The sequence below is a fragment of the Halorussus marinus genome, assembly GCF_004765795.1.
GTDB lineage: Archaea > Halobacteriota > Halobacteria > Halobacteriales > Haladaptataceae > Halorussus > Halorussus marinus.
In genome coordinates, this window is record NZ_SBIV01000003.1 from 164361 (window position 1) to 190176 (window position 25816).

The following is a 25816-nucleotide window of genomic DNA, read 5'->3' on the forward strand; positions in this document are numbered from 1 at the left end:
CGTTTCTGTCCGCGTGCAACCGCTGGGAGTCGCACTCAAAATGTATCGGCTTGCAACATCTACCACGAAAATCGTGAGCCGCGATCCGTCAGCGCCGTAGTTCTATCGTCCGACGAGCTAACCCCGCACCGAGCAGTATGACGCTTAGTCCGGTAAAAACGATGGGAACACCAGATTCTACGCTACCAGCCGTCGTACCGATGAAATCCATGGGCGTTGCTCCGTTGAGCGGCCCGATGTACCACACCAGCAAGTATGACATCTCGAACAGCCATGATGAACGGCTCCACATTCCCATCGCAACCGCGAGTGATGGAGCAAACAACACGCCGCTCGCAATACCAACGAGAGTCCCCGTTTGATTACTGAGCGCGAACAACGTGAGTAGTCCACTGCTCACACCGGCAGCCACTATAACGCCGGCGAACCACTCAGCGACGAGTTGTTTGACAGGATGGTTCGACGATAACACGAGATCCGCCACTCGATGTTTTGTCACCCGTACACCCAGTTCAGACCAGATGAAGATCGGCCATACGAACGCGAGCGGTAGCAGTACCCTTCGCGCGAGCTCGAGTGAGCGTGTCGACGCTCCGGCCCCCACAAGGATACTGACGGGAGCTACGACGAAGGCCGCAGCGCCGATGTACCACCACCACTGTTGTCCACGAACTGTGAGCCGAGTCTCGGCAGCGACCAGCCGCCAGAAATTCCATGTCTCTCGTTTTTCGACGTTCGTCAGCGACATGGAATCAACTGGAACTCGATCGGACGTGTCTTCGTTCGTATCGGTACTGTGACCGACTGCGGGTAGTAGTGTCGTGAGACGCGACAGCCATCTGGAGTCTTCCGAACCGGTATCCGATGGTCTTCGGGTGAACGGTATCGTAGCTACGAGGATAGTTATAACAGCAGGCAGTAGGAGTCCGGCTCGCTGAATATATATCCATAGCGGCCAGGGCCGACCGTCGTAACGGAACATCTGTGTCTCACCACTGAGCGTCCCGAACGACGGGAGTATACCGCTCGCGTCGGGAACGACCGCCAGCAGCGCGTCTGCGGTCAAAGTGTAGACGGCGAGGTGTCCCATGATGTCGACCGATTTCACCCAGAACGGCAGTTCACTCGGAAGTCGCCCCTCGGCCGACTGAAGCCCAGCGAGCGCGAACGTCGCGAGGAAGAAATAGCCGATGTTTCCAAGCGTGCCACTCAGCCGGTCGACGGTCTCGAAAAGAAGTGCAACGGCCCCGACCAGCGCACTCAACGGCAGCGCGAGGACGAAGACTGGGCCGACTAACGCGAGCGGCTTGGTCGGTCCGACACCGTGGACGGCATGATTGATTACCGTCGCGAGTGCGAGCGTAACGAGGACGACGACCCCGAGACCGATGTTGCTCACCCACTTCCCAAGTAGGTACGTCCGATTCGGGACCGCGGTACTCGCGACGAGTCTATCGACATCGTGGACTCGGTCTCGGTTGAGTGTCCCTTTCATCAGATAGAATCCCGCGAATAACAACACCATCGAGCCGGTCATACCCGCTTTCAAGCCGACGAACGCGGCCGTGTTCGTCCCCTGAATATTTTTCAGCGAGTCACCGTCTCCGATTTGGTACGCGAGTTCGATCTGACCCACGTTGACGAGATAGCCGAAGAACGCGACGATAGCAAGAACGACAATAAGTCGACGTGACCGGACTCGCTGGAGGAAGTCGGCCCGCGCAACGTGATACGCTCGGCGCATCTCACACCTCCGCGGGATGGTCGACCGTGTCGAGGTACGCGTCCTCGAGGGTGGCAGGAACTTGTTCGGCAGTTTCTATCGGGCGTGTTTCCGCGATCAGTCGAACTTTGACACCGTCCGAACGCTGGACGGTACTACATACCTGGTATTGCTCCCTGAGTTGAGGGACATCTGACCGAGGAACGAGACACTCGTAGACCCTCTCAGACACCCGCTGGATGAAATGGTCAACCGTCTCGTGTGTCACTAACTGTCCGTTCTCGAGGACAGCAAGTTTGTTCGCCGTCGCCTCGACGTCCGGGACGATATGTGTCGAGAGGAGGACTATTCGGTCTGTCGCAGTGTTCGCCAAGGCGCTTCGTAAGCGGACGCGCTCTTCGGGATCTAATCCGACGGTCGGTTCGTCGACGATGAGCAGGTCCGGGTCATTGAGTAGCGCTTGCGCGATACCGACTCGTTGCCTCATCCCACCCGAGAACGTCTTGATTTTTCGGTCTCGAACGTCACGGAGATTCGTGAGCGTTATCATTTCCCCGATGCGAGCACTCGCAGTCTCCTTGTCGAGACCGCGCAGGGCGGCGACGTATTCCAAAAACTCTTCGAGCGTTAGGTCGGGATAGGCGCCAAATTCCTGTGGAAGGTATCCGAGCACTGACCGAACAACCTCGGGGGACTCGATGATGTCCGTTCCGTTCCAGTATGCCGTGCCTGTCGTCGGCTTGATTACTGTCGAAAGAATCCCCATCAGGGTTGATTTCCCGGCTCCGTTTGGCCCGAGAAGCCCGTGGATGCCGACATCGAGTTCTAGAGAGATATCCCGAATCCCCCACGTATCTTCCCCGTACTGCTTTCCGAGATCCTCTACGCTCAGTTTCATACGTTACTCCGTTCAGTCGGGTCTCTTCTCTCAATCAGTTCGCAGTCCACAGATTTCCCGGAAAGGCGCCGGTATCGAGTCGCGAGTTGGCGTTGGAGGGGTTTCACGAGTTATCAAAATAAGAATAGGTCAATAATACTTACGGATGGATCTGCTTGGAAGGATGGCGCAGATCCAAACAAGCCGACGGGAGGCTGACTGAGGGGATCAACCCTCGGACATGTCCGTCACTGCCATTCCGATCCCGTATGCCAGTGAGACTAACGCGACACCGAATATGAGAAGCCACAAAATCAGGATGAGATTAAAGGGAACGGCGCTCACTGCCTCGGGGAGGAACCCGCGCTTTACTGCGATCTTATCTGGAACGATCGGGCGAAAGACCAGCTGTACAACCATCAGAACGAGTCCGGTGGTGGCACCGAAGACGATCGTCCACCAACTCCCGCCATCGGAGGAGATCTGTCGGAGGATATTGATATAGTCGATCATGAGCGCAACCCCGATGGAGTACAGGAGACAGGTGGTGAGAGATACTACAGCATAATCCAGTAACAGAAAATGCGAACTTAGCCCGAGACATATTCCTACAACCCCACCAACGAGTGTTGCTCGCTTCGTTGGCGGACTTCGAGTTGCCTTCTTCGATGCTGAAGACGGAATGGAGTTGTTTGATCGATCAGGTGTCATCTGATACTCACCAGATGTTGACGAGAAAATCGGTTCGAGAATACCGTTCGATGGATGCAAATGTAAATCCAATTATGATAAAGGGATCGATCTTCTATAGCGAATTGTTCGTGAGTTTTCGTCGTCTACAGATCAGCACGGCGAGCGCCTCGGGTCGTTCGGAAATTGAAGATTACCGTAATGACGAGACGCCTTTGGCGTCTCGACCACTTGACTCCAAGGGTGAAGCCGACATGAGCGTTTAATTGGTATGATTCGTACAACAGAGTAGAGTCAGAAATCCCAAAGACGGCGCATCAAGCCCTCAATGAACGCACGCCAGTCGGGGAAACACTAGACGGTGCCGCCAACAGCTTTGTTCGCGAAATAGATTTTCGCCGACGAACCAGTTCATGCCGCCACTCCAATCGGTGCGCCTGACGTGGTGTCGACGGTGACGACCGCTGGGCGGATTGCTTTGCCGAACCGCAGGATTTCCTGCTCGTCGGCTAGCTTGGATTCGTCGGTGTGCGAGAGAGCGGCGGATTGGGTGACGTCATCCAGCAATGCTCGCAGTTCGGTGCATCCCGCGAGGCTGGTGGGTGCGCCGACTTGTGCGGACGTATTGGGATTCCGTTTGCCCCGTCAGTGGAGGGGTTGGTAGATAATGAATTCCGAAGACGCTAAACAGTAGCTACCATTCGGCGTAAACGAGATACTCGTTACCGTCGTACTCGACGAGCCACGTCCCATAGGAATCGTCCACCTCGAATCCCTCGTGCTCCTGGAGTCGGTCAATCACCGAGCGGAAGGCTTCACTATCCTCGAAGTACGTCTCGTCAATCGCCTTCTCGACGACCGAACGCTCGGCATCCGAAAGGTCCGTGAGCGTGAACAAGTACTGTTCCCGAGTCTGCTCAGCGAACGTTTCGATGTCCGGAGCGACCGCCGTCACCTCATATCGATACTCCCCTTCGGGCGCCGTTCGGGAGTTGACTGCAACTCGATACCGATTCCCCTCGTAGACAATGATGTCGTACTGGCGCTCCGGGACAAACACCGATTCGTTTCCCACCTCCTCGGCGGATCCATAGCTGACACCGATATCGTATCCATCTTCGTCGGGTGGGCTTTCGTCCGAAAAGACTGGCTCGAGGCGTTCACGATCTACCTCCGGCAGCTCGTCGAATTCGATTTCTCCGAGGTCCGATGTCGTATCGTCCGGATCGAAATCGACGAGCACCTCGTAGACCGTCACCTCGCTGCTCGCGAGTCGCGTCTCCGAGACCTCGTAGAAGGTCTCGTTCACCCGGACGACACTGGTGCGATCGAACAGTTCGTACCGGCCGCTCCGTGTGGCCGAACCGTTCTCGCGGGCCGACGTGACGAGTCTGTACTCCTCGGAATCGGGTTCGGGAGCCATCGAAACTTCGTCGGCGATGTCGTCGGTCGTCGCCTCTTTCATATCGAGAACGACAGACGGGTGGGCGCAGCCGGCGACAGCGACGGAGAGGAGGGTGGTTCCGCTCGCGAGGAACTGGCGGCGTCTCATGCCAACTCAGAGATACAACGCGCGTGAAAGCTTTCTGGTTCACTCGTTGAGTAGAACTGTGATAGTTCTCAGCGATCGTATGGGATGTAGGATCGCTCGTTCGGATGAGACCTAACGCGGCAGAGAGTACTATCCTCGGAAAAGCACATATGTGTGTGATTTGAACTGAACATATGCGCTCAAATTGGTCTCGGCGTGCCCTCCTCGGCGGTTTCAGCTCGATCGGTCTTGTCGGTCTTGCTGGTTGTAACGCCAGTCCCGGGAGTAGTCGGGGTGCAACTGACGTTTTTGTCCACAATGAAGGGAATTTAGCACGGACAGTCGAGCTGACTGTTACACAACGCAGTAGTGAGTCATCCAAAATCGACACTCGCTTCGAAGTACGACCGAACGAACAGGAGAAGATCAACAACAAGGTGATGATGGAGAGTGATTACGAGGTAGAAGTATCGTTCACTGACACAGCGAGAGACTCGTCCTACTCAGAGACCCAAGAGTGGAACGAGGCCGGTCAGCCTCTTCATATCATACTGAACGACCAGATCGTGTTCGCAGTCCAAATTGGATAGCTCAGCAACGGGCTATTCGTTCGGGGCGGTAACTCTGTTTGCTGCACACAGCGAGCCATTCTCTTCAGAGAGCAGGCTATTCCGAAGTCCAGTCGTCGAAGTCGGTGCGGAACGTGATGTCGTGATACGGCCGGGAGCAGTGGTCGGTCAAGTCGACGATCTCTGACTCGAAGGAGTCGCCGCCGAGCGTCCAGCAGGTTGTAGTTCTTACCACACAGCTACTCATCGTCCGTGTCCAGTTTGTTCTTCAAGTCATTCAGTTCTAACTCGATCCGTTCGATAGCTTGCGATTGCTCTTGCAGTGCTTCGAGAAATTCCGTCTGCTGTTCGAGAACATCCTGCATCTGGTCCTGATCCGATTTCACACTCTTACGAACCCGATGCCGATCAGGATCCGCTTCAGCCACAGAAACTCACGATGCTGAAGTTCCGATCTCTTATCGAATAGTGCGTCTATATTCGTAACCACGACCTCCCGTTCTACCTCCGATTCAGGCTCGTCTTTATCCAACTCTTCGACCAGTTCGTGGATGTGACCGTCGAGATCGTTCTTGGGGATGCCGAAGATTGCTTCTTCGAGTTTCGCAAATACCGAATTCTGGTCCTGTGGCGCGAGTTCGTCTCTACTCACCCTCTACTTTCACTCTCCTTTGCTCGATTTTATTTAGGCCGCGTTTGTGACTGTGAGTAAATGATCACGGACGCCCGAGCACTCCGCCAGAAGCACGTCCCTCAGGAACTCCATCACCGCGAAGGCGAAATCGAGCATCTGTCGAGTTGCCTCAAGCCCATCCAACAGGGCCTCTCCGGGCAAAGCGCGCTCATCACCGGCCCCTCGGGAGCGGGCAAGACCACCCTCGCGCAGTACACGGTCGGCCAGCTCGAACGCGCCACCCTCGACGTCCGAAATGGCTACGTCAATTGCATCTCGGACTCCTCGCTCACCGGCGCGTTCCACGCGCTCCTCTGAGACGCCGGCATCGGATTCGACATCCCACTCGAATCGGCTTCGACCACCCAGTACCTCGATCAACTCCGGCAGCTCGACGAGCGGATCGTCGTGATCCTCGACGAGGTCGACGTGCTCGCGGACCCGTCGGTGATCGTCTCGCTCTGGGAGGAGCCCCACGTCACCCTACTCATGGTCTGCGTCGACGAAGACGACTTCCTCGCGGATGCGGACGACCGGGTGCAATCGCGAGTCCGAGGCGCCGAGAAGATTCGGCTCGACAAGTACCACGGTCACGAACTGGTCGACATCATTCAGGCGCGCGTCGACGCCGGGCTCCGCCACGGCGCGGCCGACCACTCGACGATCGCCCGCATCGCCGAGCTTGCCGCCGGGGACGCTCGGCTCGCAATCGCGTATCTCCGGCGGATCTCTCGCCTCGCGAGGCGTGGCGCCGCTACATCGACCGCCGAAAGACCGGCCTCGCAGAGGGCTCGGTGTCGAGCTACCACTACCGGCTGAAGCTGTGGGTCGAGTGGTGCGAGCGACAGGGCATCGAGACCGTCGGAGAGCTGTCCGGCTGGACGTTCGACCAGTACGAGGCCGAGCGTTCCGGCGACGACCTCGCCCCGTCGACGCTCCACAACAACATGGAGACGCTGCAGGACCACATCGAGTACCTGGAGCGCATCGAAGCCGTCGAGGAGGGACTCAGCGAGAAGGTCAACGTTCCGGAGGTGCCCGACGAGGACCGGTCGCGGGAGACGAAGCTCGACCCCGACGACGCGGTCGCGCTGGTCCGCCACTACCGGGACAGCGAGAACGACTACGGGACCAACCTCCACGCGTTCCTCGAATTGGCGTGGCACACCGGCGCCCGGCTTGGCGCGCTCCGTGGGCTCGATATCCGTGACTACGACTCGGGCGAGCAGTACGTGGAGTTCGTCCACCGCCCGCAGACGGACACGCCGCTGAAGAACCAGACTCACGGCGAGCGCACCGTCAGCCTCCGCCCGGAGGTGTGCGACGCGGTCGATTCGTACGTCCGCGACGAACGAAAAGACGCCCACGACGAGTACGGCCGCCAGCCCCTGTTCGGCACGCTTCAGGGCAACCGACCGGGGAAGAACACGCTCCGCGTCTGGTCGTATCAGGCGACGATGCCGTGCGTCGCCGGCGGCTGTCCGCACGGCTACGACCCCGATTCCTGTGATTTCCGGAGTCACACCCACGCGAGCAAGTGCCCGTCCTCGCGATCTCCCCACCACATCCGGACGGGCTCGATTGCATGGCACCGCGACCGGGGCTTCCCGCGGGAAGTGACGACAGAGCGAGTCAACGGCTCGCAGGACGTGATTGACAAGTTCTACGACAAGGCGACGAAGCTGGAGCGGATGCAGCTGCGGCGTCGTCTCCACCTCGACAAACTGGCGATCGAGTGATTACCATGACACGCAACTCTCCCATCGAGACGTTCGTCGAAAAGGCACGCTCAGTTCCGGCCTGTTGGCAACCGGGCGGTCCCATACCGTATAACAGCACAGAACTCACTTTTTGTCGGTTCTCCCCGTCTGAGATCGATTTCGTTGTTACCGCTCTCGGAGACTTGCGGTGCGGTTTCTGATGGCGGTCCAACTCCTCGACTCGTCGAGTACGACCACGTCGAGCGAGTCGGGAGTCCGGGAGGTGAGCCAATCGAAGGGGAAGACCGAGAAGCGACGCTACGACTCGTGTTCTCCCTCGGACACCGGTTCCATCCGGAGTTGTTTCACGAGATTCAGGTGGAGGAGGTGGAGATGCATCCCGATCCCGAACAGCAACAGGCCCATCCCGACGAAGATCAGCGGCAGGAGGATCGCGTCGACGGCGCTGGGTATCGAATCCAGATTGTAGGGCAGTCGTCCGACGACCGAGAGCCCGAACGCCGCGAGTATGACGCCGAGTCCGGTTTTGACGACTCGAGAGTAGCGACCTACTCGCTGGATTCGCGTCTCTATCTCCTCGGTGTCCGGCGCGAGGCGGTCTCGTGTCATCGAGTGACAGGATACGACCTCCCAACATATGTGTCACGGCAGTAAAACTCCTCCCGGGGCGCCTTCTCGGCGGTGACGTGACAGCCACGAGTAGCCGGAGTACATGGGTCAAACACGACTGACAGCGGCGAACCGACCCGAGTCGGGGCGGGACACGCCTCGGGAGGATGGTCGCCGTCCCCGAGGCGGTAGTCTCTTCGCCGGTCGTCTCGGTCGACGATCTACACACCGGAGCCCGCCGATTTCACCGATTAGCCAACGAAACGATTTATACCGCTCCTCTTTCTGGTGACACGTATGGGCATCGTATCGTCCCGGAAAATCGCCGTCTTCTGTCTCGTCGCCGTCGTTCTCGCGCCGACCGTGATCGCGACGAGCAGTACGGCTACTATAACGTATATCGAGGACGATATAACCGGCGAGACGACGTGGTCCGCCGAGGAGGGACCGTATCGGATCGCCGAGGACATCACGATCGAACGGGGGGCGACGCTCGAAATCGAACCGGGAACGACCGTCCAACCCGCCGAAGATATCACGATCACCGTCCGTGGGAATCTCACGGCGAACGGAACGGCGGCGGCTCCGGTCGGATTCGAGACGGCTCCGCAGGCGCCCGCGGACATTCACTGGGGGACGATTCGGTACAACGGCTCGTCGAACTCGCGGCTCTCGCTGTCTCACACGACGCTCGAAACCGCCCGGAGCGCCGTTACGGTGACGAGTAGCGAAGGCACGGTCGACCTTTCGTCAGTCGCGGTCCGGTCGACCGCGCGGAGCGGAATCGAGGTCACGGACGTCTCGGTCCCGCCGCGGCTCTCAATCGCGGACTCCTCGTTCGCCAATATCAGCGGCCGCGGGGTCGCGATCGCGCCCGCTTCGGGCGCCGTAGCGGGCTCGGAGATCCGGCCGAACTTCACCGAACTCGACGCGCGAGCGACCCACCGTATCGCGCTGTCGACCCGAACCGACGTCACCGGTGACACGCTGGCGGTCGACTATCGGGGCCACGGTGACGTCGACCGAGTCACCGCGTCGTCGATCGAGCGGTTCGGCATCGACACGAACGGGGACGGAGAGATCGACCGGTCGCTCGCGTCGCACGTCGAGGCCGTCGGCCACCGATCCAACGCCTTCGCGATCGAACTGAACCGCTCGGTCCGGCTTCGAGCCGACGAGTCGCTTCTCGTGCGATACGATAACGTGACCAATCCCAAAACGTACGGAACCTACCCGGTTTCGATACGGATCCGCGACCGCGGGGTCGAACAGCTCGCGGACACGACGCTCCCGCTCAATATTCGAACGACCGAGCGGGCCCGAGCTCTGGGAGAATCCGACGGGAGTCGCGCCTCGCGGTTCCGGATCGTCGACTCGACGTTCGAGGCGATCGACGATCAGGCGGTGTTCGTCGCCGCAGAGACGGCCCGGAACTTCGAGGTTCGGGGCAATCTAATCCGGGGTATCGGCGGGAGCGGACTCGCGGTTCGGAGCGAGCGCACCGCGGACTTTCAGGTGTCCCGGAACCGGATTTCCGAGACCGAGACCGGCATTCGGATCTACACGCGCAACGACGCGCTCGGTCGCTTCGAGATCACGTCGAACACGATCACGCAGAGCACGACCGGCCTCTCGGTCCGACACACTCATATGGGCCGATCGACCGTCGACAGGCTCTCGATGCGGGTCGCGGACAACCGGATCGCACAGAACAGCCGCCACGGGATCTCGGTCGTCGCGCACCGGGCACGACTCACCGGCCTCGACGTCCAGCACAACGAGATCACAGACAACGGTCGCGCCGGCCTCTATCTCGGCGGCGGCCACGTCGTCCACTCGACGCTCGCGAACAACACTATCGCGGAAAATTCGAACGTCGGCGTCGCGATCGAGAGCGAGCAGGCCCGCCATCTCCGAGTCGCGGACAACGAGATCGGGCGAAACGGCGATCACGGATTGTCGCTTCGGACCGAGCTCCTCGTTGACAACGTCTCGGTCGATTCGAACACCGTCTTCGACAACGCGGCGATCGGGCTCGATCTCGACAATCAGCTGACCCACGCAGGGACGCTCAACGTAACGCGAAACACCGTGACGGCGAACGCGTACGGCGTCCGCATCGCGGGATCGGTCGATGCCAGCGTCCGGAACAACTCGATCGTCCACAACACGTACGGGTTCGACACGCCCGCTCGACTCGCCGGCTACGCGCCCGGAACCGGGATGATCGTCGAAGAAGGCGCAGCCGGGGCCATCTTCCGGGCCGGAGACGTCTCCGAACAGCTCACCGAACTCTTGGACGATCCGGACGTCCGTGCCAAGTTTGGCCCCGGCTCCAGCGACGACTCGATGGTCGTGCTTCGACCGGACGGTCCGAACACGCTGTGGAAACCCGATCGGTCGGCTCTCACCGTCCGAACCCTCACGAGGGAGCTCCCGACCGGGATCGTCCTCTCGAAGGACGACGACCGGCGGGCACGAGTCCGCGTGCGCGACAACGACGTGTACGGCCACCGACGCGGCATGGTCGTGAACGTGAGCACGCTCGTCGACGCGAACACGACGACGCGACTGCTGCTCAACGCGACACAGACCGTCGTCGCCGAACGCAACTACTGGGGCGCACCGGACGGCCCGACTCACTCCTCGATCCACCCCGAGGGCACCGGCGACCGGATCGTGACTCGCAACGGCTGGGTCGATTTCCTCCCGAGCACCGCCTCGCACGTCCACGCCCCGAAGCATCGTCCGCAGGCCAACCTCACCGTCTCGACGACGACCCCGAGGGTCGGCGAGGAACTCAGAATCTCGGCCGCCGGCTCGTCCGATCCCGACGGCGCGGTCGAGACCTATCGGTTCAGGACCGACGGATCCGAGCGGACCGCGACCGACCCGGTGTTCGCGGTCACGTTCGAGCGCCCGGGCGAACGCACGGTGGCGATCTCGGTCGAAGACGAACTGGGCGTCGAAAGCGCCGATCCAGCGACGGTGACGCTCACGGTTCGGGACCGACAGAACGCGACCGACGAGCCGAACACCACGACACCGACCACGACCGGATCGGCCGAGCGGGCAACCACGACCGTCGCCGAGACTACGACACAGAGCGCGGACGTGTCGCTCTCGGGAGCGCCGTTTTTCAGCTCGATCGGGGGATTTCTCGGGTTCGTCTTCTACGGAATCGGGCTAGTTCTGGGCTCGTACGGGGCCCTCCAGACCGTTCGCTCGACGCCCGTGACCGTGAGCGGGCTCACGATCAACGGGTTCGCGGCCGGCGGCGTTCTGATCTGGATCGGGTTCGGGCTCTTGGGCACCGACGGCTTGCTCAGGATCGGTGTCGGCGCCGGCGTACTGTGGCTCGCGCTCGTTCTCGCCCTCTGGGCGCTGTCCGTCGTCCTCGACTGACACGACCCCGACACGCGGCCGATTTCTCGCCGTCCTCGCCGACCGTCGCGCGGTCCGAGTCCGGTCGCCGACGCGCGAACGTCGAACAGTTCGGTCGCGCGGTCGGTCCCCGAGTGGATCGCGGTGTCGACGAACCGGAGCCACTCGGCCGGGGTTTCGAACTCCTCGGAGTCGACCGTCGTGAGACAGCCGCCGTCCGGGCCGAAAATCCGCCACTGCTCGCCGCGGGTCCGGTCGCTCGGCGCCCTCGCGATCCGGTGGTCCCGGTAGGTGAGTTCGGCGTCCCGCGGCTGGCGTTCGGTGTACGCTCGCCGGAGGCGACCGCGTTCGGTCGGGAGTTCGTGGCGTTTTCGACTCGAACTCATCACGAGCGGGGAGACGCGCTCCGAGCCGATAAACGTCGGCCGTGTGCGAAGTGAAAGTGAAACTGAAGCGACGCGAACGCTCCCGGTCGATCGCAGTCGTCTCGACTTCCGACCGACCCACGCCCCGATTCGTCACTCGCCGTCGCGTTCGACGACGACGTCGTCTTCGTCGCGGACCGCGAGGTAACACAGCGCATCGTTTTCGTACACCGCGACGCCCTCGGTCCGACCGACGACGTAGCCGTCGCGTTCGGACTCGACGGTCGCCTTGTGCTCGCCGTGGGGCGTGACGATGTCGGCCACGGGGTCGCCCGCCGCCACGACGTCGCCCGGTTCGACGCGGTGGCGGACGATCCCCGGCGTGTCGGTCCGCGGGTGCTGGGCGCGCCGGACCGAGTAGTCGACGGGCTTTTCGAACCCGGGGTCGGCGGCGGCGACCTCCTCCGGGACCGATTCGAGCATCCCGAGCGCGACCATCACCCGATAGCACCCCGCGACGCCCGCCGCCGTGATATCGTCGTCGACGACGCTGTGGCCGCCGAGTTCGGGCGTCATCGCGGGGATGCCGGCCACGTCGAGCGCCGCGCCGGTGGTCGAGCGCTGGAGCCCCCGGTCGGTGTACTCCGGCTCGGGGTACTGATTGAGCACCGGCAGTCCGAACGCTTCCACGAGTCGGCCCTGCGTCTCGGCGAGCGTTCGGGCGGCCGATTCGGTCCGGCGGTCCCCGTAGAACACCCGGTGGCGGATGGTGAACGGCACCGAATCGACGACCGACGTGTGGAGGTTGACGAGCGCGTCCGCCGAGTCGGCGAACGCCTCGTAGACGCGCCGGTCGATCAGCTCTTGGACCTTCGGCGGCCGAGTGGTCTCGGCGTCGGGGTCGGGGAAGTAGCGGTTCGGGTCGTCGTCGTGGTAGTAGGAGGTGCGCTCGTTGCGGCGCAGTCCCGCGGGGTTCAGGTTCGGGATGCAGACGACGGTGCCGGCGAGGCCGGTCGGCAACGTCTCGTCCATCGTGTCCTGAGCGACCGCGAGCCCGGTCGCCTCGTCGCCGTGAAGCGTCCCCGTGATCCAGAGCTCGGGGCCGTCCGCGTCGCCCTCGGCGACGACGACGGGCAGGCGTTCGGCCCCGCCCGCCGGCAGGTCGGTGACGTCGAGGTAGCCGGTCGCCAGCTCGCCCGGGTCCGCGTCCGCGGTACCGAGTTCCATGTGTCACTCCTCCGGGTGCGGGTACAAAAGTCCGGACAATCCAGCAAAGGGGTTCGCCCACTCGGTCACAGTGCCCACCGCGACCCGACCGCAAGCGGGGCGCGCCGACGCCACGTTCACTTTCGGCCCGCTTTACGAAAGTTCTTACCGGAGGAGGAACTACGAGACGACCGAATGGCTCGCGCGGAGAACACCGAACTAGTCGACGATTTCGAGCAGTTCTATCGGCGGTACTACAGCGACGAGATCGGGGCGCTCGCCGCGAAGTACCCCGGCGAGCAGCGATCGCTGTACGTCGACTGGAACGACCTCTACCGGTACGATGCGGACCTCGCGGACGACTATCTCTCTCAGCCCGAACAGCACCAGGAGTACGCCGAGGAGGCGCTTCGACTCTACGACCTCCCGGTCGACGTGAGCCTCGGGCAGGCCCACGTCCGGGTTCAGAACCTCCCCGAGACCACCGACATCCGCGCGATCCGCGCCCGCCACGTCAACACCATGGTCGACGTCCAGGGCATCGTCCGGAAGGCGACCGACGTCCGGCCGAAGATTCAGGAGGCCGCCTTCGAGTGCCAGCGGTGTGGCACGCTCACCTACATCCCCCAGAGCGGCGGCGACTTCCAAGAGCCCCACGAGTGTCAGGGCTGTGAACGTCAGGGCCCCTTCCAGATCAACTTCGACCAGTCGGAGTTCATCGACTCCCAGAAGATCCGGGTCCAGGAGAGCCCCGAGGGACTGCGCGGCGGCGAGACGCCCCAGAGCATCGACGTCCACATCGAAGACGACATCACCGGCGAAGTGACGCCCGGCGACCACGTCCGGGTCACCGGCATCCTCCACCTCGAACAGCAGGGTAGCGGACAGGACAAGTCCGCGGTGTTCGACGTGTACATGGACGGCGTCGCGGTCACCATCGAGGACGAGCAGTTCGAGGACATGGACATCACCGACGAGGACAAAAAAGAGATCGTCGAGCTCTCGAACGCCGACGACATCTACGAGCAGATGGTCGGCTCGATGGCTCCGGCCATCTACGGCTACGAGGAAGAGAAGCTCGCGATGATCCTCCAGCTGTTTTCGGGCGTGACCAAACACCTCCCCGACGAGTCCCGGATCCGCGGGGACCTTCACATGCTGTTGATCGGGGACCCCGGAACGGGAAAATCCCAAATGATTTCGTACGTCCAGAACATCGCCCCGCGCTCGGTGTACACCTCCGGGAAGGGGTCGTCGAGCGCGGGGCTTACCGCCGCCGCGGTACGCGACGACTTCGGCGACGGCCAGCAGTGGACCCTCGAAGCCGGCGCGCTCGTGCTGGCCGACCAGGGCATCGCGGCGGTCGACGAACTCGACAAGATGGCGCCCGACGACCGGTCGGCGATGCACGAGGGGCTCGAACAGCAGAAGATCTCGGTCTCGAAGGCCGGCATCAACGCGACGCTCAAGTCCCGGTGTTCGCTACTCGGTGCCGCGAACCCCAAGTACGGCCGGTTCGACCAGTACGAGCCCATCGGCGAGCAGATCGACCTCGAACCCGCGCTCATCTCGCGGTTCGACCTCATCTTCACGGTCACCGACCAGCCCGACGAGGAACACGACAAGCGCCTCGCCCAGCACATCATCCAGACGAACTACGCGGGCCAGCTCAACACCCAGCGCACCGAGATGAGCGCCCCGAACATCACCCAAGAGGAGGTCGAGAGCCAGACCGAGGAGGTCGCGCCGGCGATCGACCCCGACCTCCTGCGCAAGTACATCGCGTACGCGAAGCGCAACTGCTTCCCCACGATGACCGAGGAGGCAAAGCGGACCATCGAGGACTTCTACGTCGACCTCCGGACGAAAGGCGCCGACGAGGACGCGCCGGTCCCGGTCACCGCCCGGAAGTTAGAGGCGCTGGTCCGGCTCTCGGAGGCCAGCGCGCGGGTTCGACTCTCCGACGAAGTCGAGGTCGAGGACGCCGAGCGCGCGGTCGAGATCACCCGATCGTGCCTCCAGGACATCGGCGTCGACCCCGAGACCGGCCAGTTCGACGCCGACGTGGTCGAGACCGGCACCTCGAAGACCCAGCGCGACCGCATCAAAAACATCAAACAGCTCATCGCCGATATCGAGGAGGAGTACGACGACGGCGCCCCGGTCGACGTCGTGCTCGAACGCGCCGAGGACATCGGGATGGATCACTCGAAGGCCGAACACGAGATCGACAAGCTAAAACAGAAAGGCGAGGTGTACGAGCCCTCGACCGACCACCTGCGGACGACGTAGATGGACCGCATCTCCGCGCTCCGTAACGTCGAGGACGCGCTGGCGGACTTCGAGGCCGGCGAGGCGGACCTCGAAGCGACCGAGCGTCGGGTCCTGACGGTGTTGCGGACCTACGCGACCGAGTTCGAGGAGGAGACGCTCTCGGCGTACCGGGCGTCGGGAGCGCCGTCGGTCGAGGGCCTCGTCGTCGTCGCCGAGTCACCCGCACAGGCGCGTCGGCGCGTTCGGGAGCTGACGGCGACCGAGCCAGAGGCCGACTCGGACGACGAAGACGGCGACTGGGGGGCGTTTGAGGTCGACCCGGTCGAGTGACGCCGCGATGGTTCCCGTCAAGAGGGGAAAATAAATAAACTAGGTCCTCTAAGAAGAAAGCAACGCTCACGTCTGTCGAGCGGTCGAGCGTGCGAGTCCGAACGTACGATCTACCGATGCAAACGAAGCGAAACAACGAACCAGGGCCGCCGTGGGACGCCGTCGGACCGGGTACCTGTACGCTGGTCCTGGCGCCGTCGCTGCACGACGCGACCGACGAGGCGTGCCTCAACCTCCTCTCGCTCGACGACCCCGCCGACCAGAACGTCATGTGGGTCACTTACACCCGCTCGCCGGACGCCTGCATCCAGGATTGGCTGGCCCACGCCGGCGAGCGTCCCCGAAACATGCGGTTTGTCAGCGTCGGCGAGACCACGCGCTCGACCTCCGCGGTGTCGAACGCGGCCAACGGGCGAAGCGAGGTGGTCGAGACCCTCTCGAACCCCAGCGACCTGACGGGACTCGGGATCAAACTCAGCGAGATTCTCAAAGAGTGGACCCGCAACGACTACCCGACCACCGCCTGTTTCGACTCGCTGACCGCGCTGCTCCAGTACGCCGACCTCCAGACGGTGTATAAGTTCCTCCACGTCCTGACCGGCCGGTTCGACGCGGCCGGCGTGACCGCCCACTTCCACCTCGACCCCGACACCTGCGACGACCAGACCGTCAGTACGCTCACGTCGCTGTTCGACACGGTCGTCGAGTTCGACGACGGCGAGTGGAACGTCCGGTCCAGATGACGTAATTTTAAGTTCGAAACGGCCGAATTTTTCGGCGTGCTCCTAGTTGTAACGTACTCCAAGGCGGCCCGCCAGACGCTTCGAAACGTCTGTAACGGCCACGACGAGGCGGTCGTCCAGCGACTCGGCCGCGCCGCGCTCCTCGAACCGACCCGGCTCGGAGCGTTCCTCGCGCTCCGACTCCGGGCGAAACACGCGGGCGACGTGCAGATCGAGCGGACCGACCCGTTCAACGAGTTTCGCGACGCCCCCGAGGCGGTTCGGCGCGCCGCCGCCGCGTACGAGGACCGAGCGCACCCGAGCACGCCCTACCGAGCGTTCGCGGCCGGCACCGACCACCCGGATCCGAGCGCGATGGCCGGGACGGAGCTGTGAGGGTTCGGCGGTCGACCGAGACGCGGACGGGCCGGGCGATCGACCTCTCGGACTGGAACGTCTCGGCCGACGTCGTCGGCGACGCGGTTCGCGGCGACGACTCCGACGGCCTCGCGATCGCGTGCCCGCCGCCCGGCCCGGTCCACGAGCACGTCGGCGTGATTCGGCCCCGGATCGAGTTCTCCCGGCGAGCGGCGCTGGCGGCGGCCGCTCGCTCCCGGGGACGGACCGCGCCCCAGGACGGCGAACTGGCTCGGATCCGCGAGCGTCTCGACGCGCTGGATCCGGCGCCGGTCGGCCTCGCGGACGCGCGCCGACGCGTCGCCGACGCCGAGGGGTCGGAGGCGGCGGTCCGCGAGCGCGTCGCCACGCTGCAGGGCCGCGTGCAGGCGCTCCGGGAGACCGACGGGGATCCGAGCGACGCCGAGGCCGAACTCGCGGACGCGACCCGCCGGCTCGCCGACCTCGAAACCGAGCGGATCGCGGCCGAACAGACGCTCGCTCGCGCCCGCGAACGAGCCAGAGAGACCCGGGACGCCCGGCGCGAACGCCTTCGGCTCCGGGATCGGGCGGACAACCTCCGACGGCGCGCACGCGAGCACCTCGCGGACGCGCTCGGGCCGGCGTTCGAGCGCGTTCGCGGGGCGGTTCCGGGCGAGACGCCCCCGTCGGTCACCGCGGCGCTCGCGGTCGCTCGCCTCGCTGACCTGACCGCGCCGATCGTCATCGACGCCGAGGCCGCCGGATTCGAGGCGCCGAGCGCCGCCGCGACGTGGCTCGACGCGCCCGTAATCTACGTGTAGGTTTAACACCGAAGCCGCGCCGAACCCGCCCTATGGTGGATCTCGACTGGCGCGTCGAGGCGCAGGCGGGGGTCTCGCTCGTGGAACTGACGGTGCACAATCCCGGCCGAACCGCTCGACGGGTCCGGGTCGCGAATCGGCTCGACGGCGCGGTATGGCCGCCCAGACGCGAGGGCGTGGCCGCGGCCGGCTGGGACGACGGCGGCTTCGAGGGGGTCGTCGCGGCCGGCGGTCGTCGAGCGCTCGGCTACGCGAGCCCCGCGGCCCCGACCGAGCCCCCGGCGGAGGTCGTCTGGACCGAGCGCGCCGGCGTCGCCGAGCCCGCCGATCGGTCGGCCCTCCGCGCGACGCCCGACGGAGTGGTGCGCACGCTCGGTGCGGCTCGTCCGCCGGCGGACGCCGTCCCGCGGCCGACCGAGCCCGACCCGGTTCCGGACGCCGTCGAGTCGTGGCTCGGCGCGCTCGACGACCGATCGACCGCGCCGACGGCCGCCGAGCGCGAGGCCCTCGAAGTGGTGGCGCGCCGCGCCGGAGCGCTCGCCGACCGCTCGGCCGACGAGCGACCGTCTCCGGGGGACTCGCGGTGATCCTCGCGATCGCGGGCGGGAAAGGCGGGGTGGGAAAGTCGACGGTGTCGCTGAACCTCGGCGCGGAACTCGACGCGGTCGTGGTCGACGCCGACCTCTCGATGGCCGACCTACCGACTGCGCGCGGTCCTGATCTCCACGACGTGCTGGCCGGCCGCGCCGACCCGGTCGAGGCGGTTCGGGAGGACGGTCCGGTCGACCTGCTCCCGTGCGGTCGCACGCTCGCCGGCGCCCGGGCGGGCGAGGTGGCGGCGCTCGCCTCGGCGCTCGACGCCGTCGAGTCGATCTACGATCGCGTGGTCGTCGACTGTCCCGCGGGGATGGCCGCCGACGTGGGCGTGCCGCTGTTGGCGGCCGACGCCGCGGTGCTCGTCACCTCTTCCCGCGAGTTTGCGCTCGCCGACGCGGTCCGGACTCGGGCGCTCGCCCGGGAGCTCGACGCCGGGCTGGCGGCGGTCGCGCTCAACCGGACCGGTCGGGAGCCGCCGACCGAGACGCTCCGTCGCGCGCTCGGCGCGCGGGTCGTGGCGGTCCCGGACGACGGGCGCGTCCGGCGGGCTCAGCGGCAGGGTCGTCCGGTCGCGTCGCTCGCGCCCGACAGCCGACCGGCGGCCCGATTCGTCGCGCTCGCAGAAACAGTCCGGACCGGAACGCTCACTCGGTGAGATCCTCGTAGGTCGACCGGAGCGTGACCGGCGTCACGTCGGCGACGTCGGCGGCGTCCGCCTGGGTCAGCCGCGGCCCTCGCTCGCGGGCCGCGGTGTAGAGACACGCCGCGGCGACCCCGCTGGGATCCCGACCGCTGAGGAGGTTCCGCTCGCGCGCTCGCTCGACCAGCTCGGCCGCCCGGGTCTCGACGGCCTGCGGGAGGTCGAGCCGGCTGGCGAACCGCGGCAGGTACTCGCGCGGGTCGATGGGGCCGGTCGGTAGCCCCAGCTCGCGGTTGAGCGCGTCGTAGGCGGCCTTGAGCTCGTTTCGGCTCGCGCGGGCGACTTCGAGGATCTCGTCGAGCGTGCGCGAGACCGCGGCGGTCCGACAGGTCGCGTACACCGCGGCCGACGCGAACCCCTCCAGCGACCGGCCTCGCAGGAGGTCCTCGGACTGGGCGGACTCGAACAGGACGCAGGCCCGATCGCGGACGTCGTCCGAGAGTTGGAGCGCGCTGACGAGCCGCCGGATCTCGGTGAACGCGTACACCTGATTGCGCTCGGACTTCGAGGAGATGCGGGCCCGGCCGTGTTCGCGGCGCATCCGGGCGACCTGTCGGCGCTTTCGCCCCGTCAGCCGGAGGTCGCTCCCGTGACCGATCTCGGTCGTCAGCCCGCGGTCGTGGCGCGACCGGGTGAGGGGCGCGCCGGTCCGCTCTTTCTCGGTGTCGTCGTCCGCGAACGAGCGCCACTCGGGCCCTCGGTCGATGCGGTCCTCGGCGACCACGAGCCCGCAGTCGGCACAGACGGTCTCGTCGCCGTCGGGGGTCAGTCGGCCGTCGCACTCGGGACACGTCGTCGAAGCGTGTGCTTTGCTCATCACACTCCAAACTTCGGCCCGATCCGTATTTAAACGAAGGAGCGAACGCCACCGAAAGACGCGTCGCGGCGCGACGAACGTACCGATTACCGGTAGCTTCCTCCCCGACGCAGATAATAATTACAAAATTATAAAAGAAATTTTAAGTGGATGTGACGGGCAGTTTCGGACGTGACGCTCTCGGAGATCGCAGACGGACTCGAAGTGACCGCCCAACAGCGCGACCGCGGGGTCGCGACGGTCGACGCCACCGGCGACCTCCAGGAGAGACTCGAGGCGTTCGCCAACGAGTTGCCCTGCGACGCCGCGTCGGCCGCGACCGTCGTCGAGGGGCATCTCGCCGGCCGGTCGGTCGGCGAGAGCGCGCGATCGGCGGGTATCGCCCCGGTGACCGCGGCCAAGGCCCTCCACCTGCTCGGCTGTGAGGGCGTCTCGCCGCTGACGCCGCGCGCACACGACGTCGTCGCGGACTGGCTGTCGGCGGAGCTCTCGCGCGCCGACGCGAAGGCGCTGACCGGCGCCTCCGAGACGGAGTTCGCGCTGGCGGCGTTCGTCGAGACCCACGAGTCGCTCGACGGGGCCCGGGCGGTCGTCGAGGGCGCGCGTCGGACGGCCGACGGCGACGCGCTCGAAGAGGCCCGGAGCGAACTGGCCGATCTGGTCTGACCGGCGGGCCGGCGCTTTTACCGATCCGACACGGAGTCGGGCAACAGCGACCCCGCATCGACGTCGAGCAGACCGCTCTCTGCGAATTCGAGATCGAGAGTCGTCTCGAATACCGCCTGCGCGGCGTCGGCGACCGCCGGAGCGAACCCGGCTTCGGGATCGGGCGCGCTGGCGGGGACCGCCTCGACGCCCGTCGCATCGCTCTCGGGGACCGCGGCGTCGGCGCTCCGGAGCGGGTGGTCGGAATTCGCGCGGTTCGCGACGACGGCGTCGACGCTCGCGCCGACGTCCGCGACTCGGCCCCGGGCGCGCTGGACCGCGTCGACGCCCCGTTCGCTGGCGGGCGCGACGATGGCGACCCGATCGGCGGCGGTCACCGCCGCGACGCTCTGGTTGCCCGCGACCGGCGGGGCATCCACGAGGACGTGATCGAACCTCTCGGCGGCGTCGGCGATCCGCTCCTCGAAGCGGCGGGCCGCCTCGACGGTCTTGGCCCGCGCCGCCCGCTCGAAGGGCGCTCTCGCCGGACAGAGCTCGAGCCGTCCGGGAAGGTCGGCGCTCGCGCCGTGGTCGGTCAATCCGTCGGCGAGCGGTCGGTCGTCGGTCACCACCGCCGTCGCGTCCGGCTCGACGCGGCCGGGGACGTGGCGAGCGAGCCCTTCGGTGGCGAACGCGGCGTCGAGGACCGCGACCTCGCGACCGTCGCGTGCGAGCGTCGCGCCGAGTTCGATCGCGAGCCGAGTCGTCCCCGCCCCGCCGGTCGCGCCGACGAGCGTGCAGGTGCTTGAACTCATTAATTTATACTCTGTCCTAATAGCATAAAACACTCCCTTTCCGGATCGGCGATCGACAGCGATAGCCCGTTCGTCTCGCTGATTTAGCAGGAGTCGGTCGGAGACGACTTCGTCGCGTCCCGCCACTCGGCGGTCCGAGACGTGTCCTGCGTGGAACTGCGCCCCTGACTCCGGCGAGAACGTATTTACTCGGCGACGGTGTACAAGCGGCCATGACAGCCCGTCCCGCCGCCGCGACCGCTCTCCGGCGGCCGTCCGTACGGTCTCGCGATCGCCCCTGCCGAGCGACCCCACCGGTCCGATCGGGGACGTACTGCTGACCGATGGCGGACTCGAAACGCGGGGTTCGGATCGCCTTCCTCGCGCTCCTCGCGCTCTCGGTCGCGGCCGTCGGGTACGGCGTGGCGACGTCGTGGACGGAGACGACCTTCGAGTCGCACCTCTCGGACGACAGCGAGGTGAACCGAACCGCCGCGGTCGCCCCCGAGGCCGACGCCATTACAGTCATCGCCACCGACTCGAACTCCTGGCGGGGGCAGGCCAGCGACGGCCCGCGAGCGCGGGCCGAACTCGTCGCCCTGAACCCCGACGGGACGGTTCGATACTACGACGACAGCCACACCCGCTACTGGGACGTCGATCCGGTCCGGGGGACCGAGACGACCGTCGAGTACTCGTACGCCGACCACCGCGACGCCGAGTCGTGTCCCGCGGCCGACGAGTGGACGCCGAGCGACTACGCCGTCGACGAGCAGACGTGGGACGACTTCTTCGAGGTCCACGGCGAGGTCGGCGCCTGCACGTACAACGGCGTCGAACGCGTCAACCTCACGACCGGCGAGGTCGAGGACGTCTGGGGGCAACTCACCCCCGGCAAGGAGGCCTCGCGGTACCACGACGTCGACCGGCTCAACGACACCCACCTCGTGATCGCGGACATCTACCTCGACGGGGTGTTCGCCGTGAACGTCTCCTCGGGCGAGATCGCGTGGCGCTGGAACGCCTCGGACGCGTTCGATCCCGAGACCACCGGCGGGCCGTTCCCCGACGACTGGTCGCACATCAACGACGTCGAGGTCCTCGACGACGGCCGGATCATGGTAAGCGGTCGCAACTTCGACCGCGTGGTGTTTCTGACCGCCGACGACCACACTCTCGACGCCGACTGGACGCTCGGAAGCGAGGACGACTACGAGGTCATCTACGAGCAACACAACCCCGACTTCATCAACGGCTCGAACGGCGGGCCCGCGATCGTCGTCGCCGACAGCGAGAACAACCGCGCGATCGAGTACCGGCGGGCGGGAAATGACTGGACCCGATCGTGGGTGTGGCGCGACGCCCGGATGCAGTGGGTTCGGGACGCCGATCGCCTCCCGAACGGGCACACGCTCCTCTCGGACTCGAACGGCAACCGCGTGTTCGAGGTCGACGAGACCGGCGAGATCGTCTGGAGCCTCAACGTCGGATTCCCCTACGAGGCCGAGCGACTCGGCACCGGCGACGAGTCGACCGGCGGGCCGAGCGCTCGCTCGGCCGACGTCGACTCGCGGGCCGGGACGCTCGTCGATCGGTTCTGGATCGCCGCGAAAAGCGTGATCCCGGGCAAGTACCTGAACGGGCTGATGTACGTCACGCCGGTCTGGATGGGCGTCCCGGAGGTGTTCGCGACCGCGTTCGGCGTCGTCGTCGGCCTCGTCTGGCTCGGGGTCGAGGCGCGGTGGTTCGTCGGCCGGCGGCGGTCGGCGGCCGCCGGCGGCGCCGGCGACGGCGCGATCGACCACGAGTAGTCCCCTCGGTCGGTCGACCGTCGTGTGAGGCCGACCCGATCGGCGAACGCCCGACCCGGGGCAAATCCTATCGGGCGGCCGTCCGAACGTCCGACCGACAATGGCGACGGACGACGAGGCGATCGGCGTCGGCGACCAGTTCCGGCGGTTCCTCGCGCTCGAGTCCGACGTGTTGATCCTGTCGGTGGCGATGTTCGCGTTCAGCCTCGGCTTTCAGATGACCGGCCGCTACCTCCCCGAGTACATGGCGGTTCTCGGCGCGACGCCGTTCGTGATCGGGCTCTACGGGACGTTCGGCAACGTCATCAGCGCCGTCTACCCGTACCCGGGCGGCGCCTTCTCGGATCGGGTCGGCTCGCGGTACGCGCTGGCGCTGTTCGGCCTCCTCTCGACGCTCGGGTTCGCGGTCTGGCTCGCGGCCCCGCTGATCGGGACGGTCGAGGTCGCCGGGCTGGCGGTCGAGCCGTGGCTCTGGATCTTCGTCGGACTGGTGCTGGCACAGGCCTGGAAGTCGTTCGGGCTCGGCGCGACCTTCGCCATCGTCAAGCAGAGCGTGTCCGAGGACCGACTCGCGCGCGGGTTCGCCGGCACCGAGACGTTCCGCCGGACCGCGTTCCTGCTCGGCCCGCTTGTGGCGTCCGGGCTGGTGTTCGTCGGCGGCGGCGACCTCCTCCCGGGGTTCTACTACGTGCTCGGTATCGCGGTCGCGTTCGGCGCGGTCGCGACGACCGTCCAGCACGCCCGCTACGATGCCGGCGAGGACACGTTCGGCGCGGAGTTCGAGGGGCTCGCGCGGGTCGCCCGCGACCTCAGGGCGCTCCCTGACGAACTCCGCCCGCTGTTGGTCGGGGACACGCTGGTCCGGTTCGCAAACGGGATGGTGTACACGTTCTTCGTGATCGTCATCACGCGGTTTCTGGAGGTCGACGTCACCCTGTTGGGCTACTACCTGAGCCCCACGGTCTTTTTCGGCGTCCTGCTCGGGGTCGAGATGGTGGTCGCGCTACTGGTGATGGCGCCCGCGGCCCGGATCGCCGAGACGCTCGGGCTGAAGCCCGTGGTGGCGCTCGGGTTCGCCGTCTACGCGGTGTTCCCGGCGCTTTTGATCTTCGCGCCCGACAGTCCGCTCGCCGTGGCGCTGTTGTTCGCGTTCTCGGGCCTGCGGTTCGCGGGACTGCCCTCCCACAAGGCGCTCATCGTCGGCCCGGCCGAGCGCGACACCGGCGGCCGGGTCACCGGCGCGTACTACCTCGTTCGCAACACCCTCGTCGTCCCGAGCGCCGCGCTCGGCGGCGCGCTCTGGGACTTCGTGAGCCCCGAGGTCGCGTTCACCCTCGCGACCGTCGTCGGCCTCCTCGGGACCGGCTACTTCCTCGCGTACGGCCGGGAGTTCGACGCCTACGCCTGAGATGCGGTATCTCTCGTCGAGCGCCCCAAACGCATACGACGCCCGACATCCAACGCACGGCCATGACCGATTTCGTCGTCCCGCCCGCGCTCGACCGCGGCGACCGGGTCGCGATCGTCTCGCCCGGCTCGGGCGCGGCCGCCGAGTACCCCCACGTCTACGAGCTCGGCCTCGAACGGCTCCGGAACGTCTTCGACCTCGCCCCCGTCGAGTACCCGACCGCGACCGCCGACGGCGAGTACCTCTACGACCACCCCGAAGCGCGCGCCCGGGACGTGATGGACGCGTTCGAGGATCCCGAGATCGCCGGCGTCGTCACCACCATCGGCGGGTTCGACCAGATCCGGATCCTCGAGCACCTCGACCCCGAGGTGCTCCGGGCGAACCCCACGCGGTTCTACGGCATCAGCGACAACACCAACCTCGCGCTCTTCCTCTGGAACCTCGGGATCGTCTCGTTTTACGGCGGGACGGTGCTGACCGACCTCGCGATGCAGGGGTCGATGCACGACCACACCGTCGAGTACCTCGAACGCGCGTTCTTCGCCGACGAGATCGGCGAGCTCCGGCCCGCAGATCGGTTCACCGACGAGGACCTCGACTGGGCCGACCCCGCGAATCTCGACGAGCGCCGGGAGATGGAGCCCGCGCCCGGCTGGCGGTTCCGCGGCCCCGAGCGGCCCGTCGCGGGCCGGACGTGGGGCGGGTGTCTCTCGATCGTCGACCAGCAACTCCGGACCGACCGCTACCTCCCCGCGCCCGAGGACCTCGACGGGCGGATCCTACTGCTGGAGACCTCCGAGGAGTTGCCGTCCGCGATGCGCGTCCGCCAAGTCCTGCTCGGGATGGGCGAGCGCGGCCTGCTCGACCGCTTCGACGGCGTCCTCGTCGGCCGGGCGAAGGCCCGCAACCCCTTCGAGGACCCCGGTCCCGAGGCCCGGACGGCGTACCGCGAGGACCAGCGCGATGCGATCGCGGACGTCCTCGCCGAGTACAACCCCGAGGCGCCGGTCGTCTTCGACGTGGAGTTCGGCCACACCGCGCCCGCCGTGCCGGTGCCGGTCGGCGGCCGCGCCGAGATCGATCCGGCGGCCGGCCGCATCGCGTTCGAGCGATAGCCCCGGCCGGGTCGATGGCGCGGCATTGAAACTCCCCGACCGTCTCGTGGCAC

Annotated in this window: 25 protein-coding genes; 15 read left to right on the plus strand and 10 right to left on the minus strand. The window is 65.6% G+C overall.

Translation table 11 applies throughout. From position 1 onward, the window contains the following. Positions 1–88: 88 nt before the first annotated feature. The 6 genes from EPY72_RS07650 to EPY72_RS07675 form a co-directional block, all read right to left on the minus strand. Complete coding sequence (locus EPY72_RS07650) at positions 89–1744, minus strand: ABC transporter permease (RefSeq protein WP_135806041.1); 1656 nt, start codon at positions 1742–1744, stop codon at positions 89–91. A gap of 1 nt (position 1745) precedes the next feature. Continuing rightward, the gene (locus EPY72_RS07655) at positions 1746–2621 is read right to left on the minus strand and encodes an ABC transporter ATP-binding protein (RefSeq protein ID WP_135806042.1); all 876 of its coding nucleotides are present in this window, start codon (positions 2619–2621) and stop codon (positions 1746–1748) included. Positions 2622–2828: 207 nt separating this feature from the next. Then, positions 2829–3113, minus strand: a complete 285-nt coding sequence (locus EPY72_RS07660; RefSeq protein WP_135806043.1) for a hypothetical protein — start codon at positions 3111–3113, stop codon at positions 2829–2831. An 871-nt stretch (positions 3114–3984) separates the two neighbouring features. After that, positions 3985–4842: a hypothetical protein gene (locus EPY72_RS07665; protein ID WP_135806044.1), complete on the minus strand. Its 858-nt coding sequence runs from the start codon at positions 4840–4842 to the stop codon at positions 3985–3987. A 645-nt stretch (positions 4843–5487) separates the two neighbouring features. Continuing rightward, on the minus strand, positions 5488–5625 hold the full coding sequence (locus EPY72_RS19305; protein WP_168216011.1) for a hypothetical protein: 138 nt from the start codon (positions 5623–5625) through the stop codon (positions 5488–5490). A 147-nt stretch (positions 5626–5772) separates the two neighbouring features. Further along, entirely contained in the window at positions 5773–6042 is a 270-nt protein-coding gene (locus EPY72_RS07675) for a hypothetical protein (protein ID WP_135806046.1), read from the minus strand. A 60-nt stretch (positions 6043–6102) separates the two neighbouring features. Between EPY72_RS07675 and EPY72_RS07680 the strand changes: the two genes are divergently transcribed. The 3 genes from EPY72_RS07680 to EPY72_RS07685 all read left to right on the plus strand — a co-directional run bounded on the left by EPY72_RS07680 (position 6103) and on the right by EPY72_RS07685 (position 7802). Then, positions 6103–6381 carry an AAA family ATPase gene (locus EPY72_RS07680; RefSeq protein ID WP_135806047.1) on the plus strand — a complete coding sequence of 93 codons (279 nt, stop codon included), beginning with the start codon at positions 6103–6105 and terminating at the stop codon, positions 6379–6381. Positions 6382–6471: 90 nt separating this feature from the next. Then, positions 6472–6882 (plus strand): AAA family ATPase, encoded by a 411-nt coding sequence (locus EPY72_RS19310; protein WP_168216001.1) that lies wholly within the window; start codon positions 6472–6474, stop codon positions 6880–6882. Further along, positions 6822–7802, plus strand: a complete 981-nt coding sequence (locus EPY72_RS07685; RefSeq protein WP_135806226.1) for a tyrosine-type recombinase/integrase — start codon at positions 6822–6824, stop codon at positions 7800–7802. The genes EPY72_RS19310 and EPY72_RS07685 overlap by 61 nt, the downstream gene beginning before the upstream one ends. Before the next feature lie 279 nt (positions 7803–8081). On the opposite strand, the gene EPY72_RS07690 is transcribed toward EPY72_RS07685, so the two are convergent. Further along, positions 8082–8393, minus strand: coding sequence for a hypothetical protein (locus EPY72_RS07690; RefSeq protein ID WP_135806048.1), 312 nt, complete (start codon positions 8391–8393; stop codon positions 8082–8084). A 297-nt stretch (positions 8394–8690) separates the two neighbouring features. Here EPY72_RS07690 and EPY72_RS07695 point away from each other — a divergent pair, with 297 nt between their 5' ends. Continuing rightward, complete coding sequence (locus EPY72_RS07695; protein ID WP_135806049.1) at positions 8691–11798, plus strand: right-handed parallel beta-helix repeat-containing protein; 3108 nt, start codon at positions 8691–8693, stop codon at positions 11796–11798. A gap of 497 nt (positions 11799–12295) precedes the next feature. Here EPY72_RS07695 and EPY72_RS07700 read toward each other — a convergent pair whose 3' ends face one another. Then, positions 12296–13369, minus strand: a complete 1074-nt coding sequence (locus EPY72_RS07700; RefSeq protein ID WP_135806050.1) for a succinylglutamate desuccinylase/aspartoacylase family protein — start codon at positions 13367–13369, stop codon at positions 12296–12298. 174 nt (positions 13370–13543) lie between these two features. Between EPY72_RS07700 and EPY72_RS07705 the strand changes: the two genes are divergently transcribed. The 7 genes from EPY72_RS07705 to EPY72_RS07735 all read left to right on the plus strand — a co-directional run bounded on the left by EPY72_RS07705 (position 13544) and on the right by EPY72_RS07735 (position 19125). Further along, positions 13544–15640 carry a minichromosome maintenance protein MCM gene (locus tag EPY72_RS07705; RefSeq protein WP_134668508.1) on the plus strand — a complete coding sequence of 699 codons (2097 nt, stop codon included), beginning with the start codon at positions 13544–13546 and terminating at the stop codon, positions 15638–15640. Then, positions 15641–15952 (plus strand): DUF7854 family protein, encoded by a 312-nt coding sequence (locus EPY72_RS07710; RefSeq protein ID WP_135806051.1) that lies wholly within the window; start codon positions 15641–15643, stop codon positions 15950–15952. A 116-nt stretch (positions 15953–16068) separates the two neighbouring features. Further along, complete coding sequence (locus EPY72_RS07715; protein WP_244605542.1) at positions 16069–16695, plus strand: DUF7504 family protein; 627 nt, start codon at positions 16069–16071, stop codon at positions 16693–16695. 36 nt (positions 16696–16731) lie between these two features. Continuing rightward, complete coding sequence (locus EPY72_RS07720) at positions 16732–17070, plus strand: DUF7855 family protein (RefSeq protein ID WP_134668512.1); 339 nt, start codon at positions 16732–16734, stop codon at positions 17068–17070. Then, the gene (locus EPY72_RS07725; protein WP_135806052.1) at positions 17067–17873 is read left to right on the plus strand and encodes a DUF7856 family protein; all 807 of its coding nucleotides are present in this window, start codon (positions 17067–17069) and stop codon (positions 17871–17873) included. The genes EPY72_RS07720 and EPY72_RS07725 overlap by 4 nt, the downstream gene beginning before the upstream one ends. 32 nt (positions 17874–17905) lie before the next feature. Further along, positions 17906–18460 carry a DUF7857 domain-containing protein gene (locus tag EPY72_RS07730; protein WP_135806053.1) on the plus strand — a complete coding sequence of 185 codons (555 nt, stop codon included), beginning with the start codon at positions 17906–17908 and terminating at the stop codon, positions 18458–18460. Further along, on the plus strand, positions 18457–19125 hold the full coding sequence (locus EPY72_RS07735; RefSeq protein ID WP_134668518.1) for a MinD/ParA family ATP-binding protein: 669 nt from the start codon (positions 18457–18459) through the stop codon (positions 19123–19125). Before EPY72_RS07730 ends, EPY72_RS07735 begins: the two co-directional genes overlap by 4 nt. On the opposite strand, the gene EPY72_RS07740 is transcribed toward EPY72_RS07735, so the two are convergent. Beyond that, positions 19115–19987 (minus strand): transcription initiation factor IIB, encoded by an 873-nt coding sequence (locus EPY72_RS07740; RefSeq protein ID WP_135806054.1) that lies wholly within the window; start codon positions 19985–19987, stop codon positions 19115–19117. The genes EPY72_RS07735 and EPY72_RS07740 overlap by 11 nt on opposite strands. A gap of 171 nt (positions 19988–20158) precedes the next feature. On the opposite strand from EPY72_RS07740, the gene EPY72_RS07745 reads away from it, so the two are divergent. Then, positions 20159–20653 carry a DUF7858 family protein gene (locus tag EPY72_RS07745; RefSeq protein ID WP_135806055.1) on the plus strand — a complete coding sequence of 165 codons (495 nt, stop codon included), beginning with the start codon at positions 20159–20161 and terminating at the stop codon, positions 20651–20653. Between the two features lie 17 nt (positions 20654–20670). Here the strand turns inward: EPY72_RS07745 and EPY72_RS07750 are convergent, their stop codons facing one another. Then, positions 20671–21447, minus strand: a complete 777-nt coding sequence (locus EPY72_RS07750) for a ParA family protein (protein WP_134668520.1) — start codon at positions 21445–21447, stop codon at positions 20671–20673. 323 nt (positions 21448–21770) lie between these two features. On the opposite strand from EPY72_RS07750, the gene EPY72_RS07755 reads away from it, so the two are divergent. From EPY72_RS07755 to EPY72_RS07765, 3 genes are all read left to right on the plus strand, one after another. Continuing rightward, positions 21771–23237 carry an aryl-sulfate sulfotransferase gene (locus EPY72_RS07755; RefSeq protein WP_135806056.1) on the plus strand — a complete coding sequence of 489 codons (1467 nt, stop codon included), beginning with the start codon at positions 21771–21773 and terminating at the stop codon, positions 23235–23237. Between the two features lie 100 nt (positions 23238–23337). Next, positions 23338–24645: an MFS transporter gene (locus tag EPY72_RS07760; RefSeq protein ID WP_135806057.1), complete on the plus strand. Its 1308-nt coding sequence runs from the start codon at positions 23338–23340 to the stop codon at positions 24643–24645. 62 nt (positions 24646–24707) lie between these two features. Further along, positions 24708–25763, plus strand: a complete 1056-nt coding sequence (locus tag EPY72_RS07765; protein ID WP_135806058.1) for a S66 family peptidase — start codon at positions 24708–24710, stop codon at positions 25761–25763. Positions 25764–25816: the final 53 nt, after the last annotated feature.